This window comes from Rhodococcus sp. YH1, from assembly GCF_009939605.1.
GTDB lineage: Bacteria > Actinomycetota > Actinomycetes > Mycobacteriales > Mycobacteriaceae > Rhodococcus > Rhodococcus aetherivorans.
Genome location: NZ_WVTE01000178.1, coordinates 1 through 2,131, shown reverse-complemented (window position 1 = coordinate 2,131; position 2,131 = coordinate 1). Strand labels below are relative to the sequence as shown.

The following is a 2,131-nucleotide window of genomic DNA, read 5'->3' as shown; positions in this document are numbered from 1 at the left end:
AGCCGAAGTCGAAGCTGAAGTTGCGGCCGATGCCGCCGCGGATCACGTCCGTCATCGCGAAGGGCGGCTCGTGCGTGCCGAAGTCCAGACCGGCGCCGGGCTCGGAGGTGTACCCGCGGCGGGTCGACCCGACGTATCGTCCGTCGCCGGACAGGTCGCCGAAGTCGCTGAGGAACTCGGACAGCGCGTCCTTGTCGGCCTGGGTGAGCACGTCGTCGAGTGCGCCGCGGGAGGCCGCCTTCTGCAACAGCTCCGACATGTACCCGTACGTGTCGGCCTTCGCCGCCCGATACGTGATGGACCGGTCGGACAACGCCGTGTCGCTCGAGTAGTGCACGAAGGTGTTGGCGTTCTGGTTGCCGAACGCCTGCAGTTCCACCCCCAGTTCGCGGCAGTAGTCCATCGTCACGTGGCTCTGCGGGATGCGGGTGGCACCGAGGTTGAAGTAGTGCCCGTCGGCGAAGGTGCAGACCTGCTTCTCGCCGTTCAGGTCCGTCTCCTCCGTTCCGGCGCGCACGGACCAGACCCGGCCACCGGGCCGACGCCGAGCCTCCAGCACCGTGACGTCGTACCCGGCCTTCCCCAATTCGTAGGCGGCGCACAATCCGGCCGGGCCGCCGCCGAGGACGACGACCGAATGATGGCCGTCCACCCGGCCGATCAGGTCGCTGCGCGCCGGCGCCCGGAAAGCCGGCGTCGACGCCGTTGCGGGCGCGAGGCCGATCGTGGACATCGCGCCGTACATCAGGCCGGCGCCGCCCGTGACGCCGAGTCCCTTCATGAAAGACCTACGTGTAACTGCCACAGTGACTGCTCCCATCGTGCAACACCGACCGTCCCGATCGGCTCGGCACCTATGGTGGGAAGAGCGGGATGCGGGGATGTCTCGCACGCGCAACGTCTTGCGGACCGGCGCTCGAGAACGACGGTCCGCCGCGGACCCGAATTCTCGATCCCGGTGCGCCCGTTCGACGTCCCCCGGAAACAGACCGGAAACACCGGGCCGATAGCTTCGCGTGCCATGTCCGCACTCTCCGACGCGATCACGCTGTCCTTCACGGCGCGTGAGCCGGAACGACCGGCCTTGTCGCCGCTACGAGCCCTCGGGCGGCGCCGGCTGTCCGGCATCGAGGTCCTCGCGCAGTCGGTCGCCACCACGGCGCCCGCCGCGTCGATGGTCGTCCTGACGACCGCGATCGTGGCCGGGCAGTCGATGCTCGCAGGCCTGCTCACCGTGGCGGCGACGACGGTCCTGCTGGGCGCGGTGGCCGGATGCTTCGCGGCCTTCACCCGCCGCCTCGCCGCCGCCGGCGGCCCGTACACGTTCGTCGCGCAGGGACTCGGCCCGCGCGCCGCGCTCGGCGGTGGTGCCGCGCTGGCGGTGAAGTACCTCGGCAGTGCCGGGCTCACCCTCTACCACGGGGGGCAGTCGATCCTGGCGGTCGCCCACGGGGCCGGCGTCTCCGTTCCCGCACTGCCGTTGTATCTCGTGCTGGCCTGCGTGATCGGCGCGTGCGTGGTCCGCGGGATCAGATTCGCGGTCCACGCGATCCTGCTGGTGGAGGCGTGCTCGCTCGCGTTCATCCTCACGCTGTTCCTCGTGCCGGCCGTGCCCACACCGGTCGCGGAACCCCCCGGCGGCGGCGCCGGCGAACTCGTGGTCCTGGCGCTCACCGCCGTGTTCGCGCTCGCCGGATTCGAGAGCGCCACCTTCCTGGCACCCGAGGCCCGCCGACCGTTGGTGACGGTCACCCGCACCGTGCTCTGGACACCGGTGATCTGCGGGACGCTCTGCGTCCTCGCGGCCCTGGCGGTCTGGGGTGGCCGCGGCGGGACGGTGATCGACGCGTATCGCCACGGCACCGACTCCGGCGTGCCGGTCGTCGTCGTCGTGGCGCTGCATCTCGGATTGACCTGCTCGTGGCTGGCGTCCTCGATGGCATCGGTCAACGCGGTTTCGCGACTGGGGTACACGATGGGGATCGAGCGGGTGCTCCCCCGGCCCCTGGCCGCGGTGCACCGGGTGTACCGCACGCCGTACCGCGCCGTCGCCGCGGCTGGACTGGTGGCGCTCACGATCGCCGTCGCCAAGGCCGGGGCTCCGCATCTCGTCGCGGGGCTTCAGCACGCG

The 2,131-nt window shown here is 71.0% G+C and carries 2 protein-coding genes; one reads left to right on the top strand and one right to left on the bottom strand.

Features of this window, described 5'->3' with window-relative positions; genetic code table 11:
• Positions 1–781, bottom strand: a 781-nt coding sequence (locus AIIKEEIJ_RS14075; protein WP_161995911.1) for an FAD-dependent oxidoreductase, incomplete at its 3' end; no start/stop codon positions are given.
• A gap of 240 nt (positions 782–1,021) precedes the next feature.
• Between AIIKEEIJ_RS14075 and AIIKEEIJ_RS14070 the strand changes: the two genes are divergently transcribed.
• A partial coding sequence (locus AIIKEEIJ_RS14070; RefSeq protein ID WP_161995910.1) for an amino acid permease occupies positions 1,022–2,131 on the top strand: 1,110 nt, incomplete at its 3' end.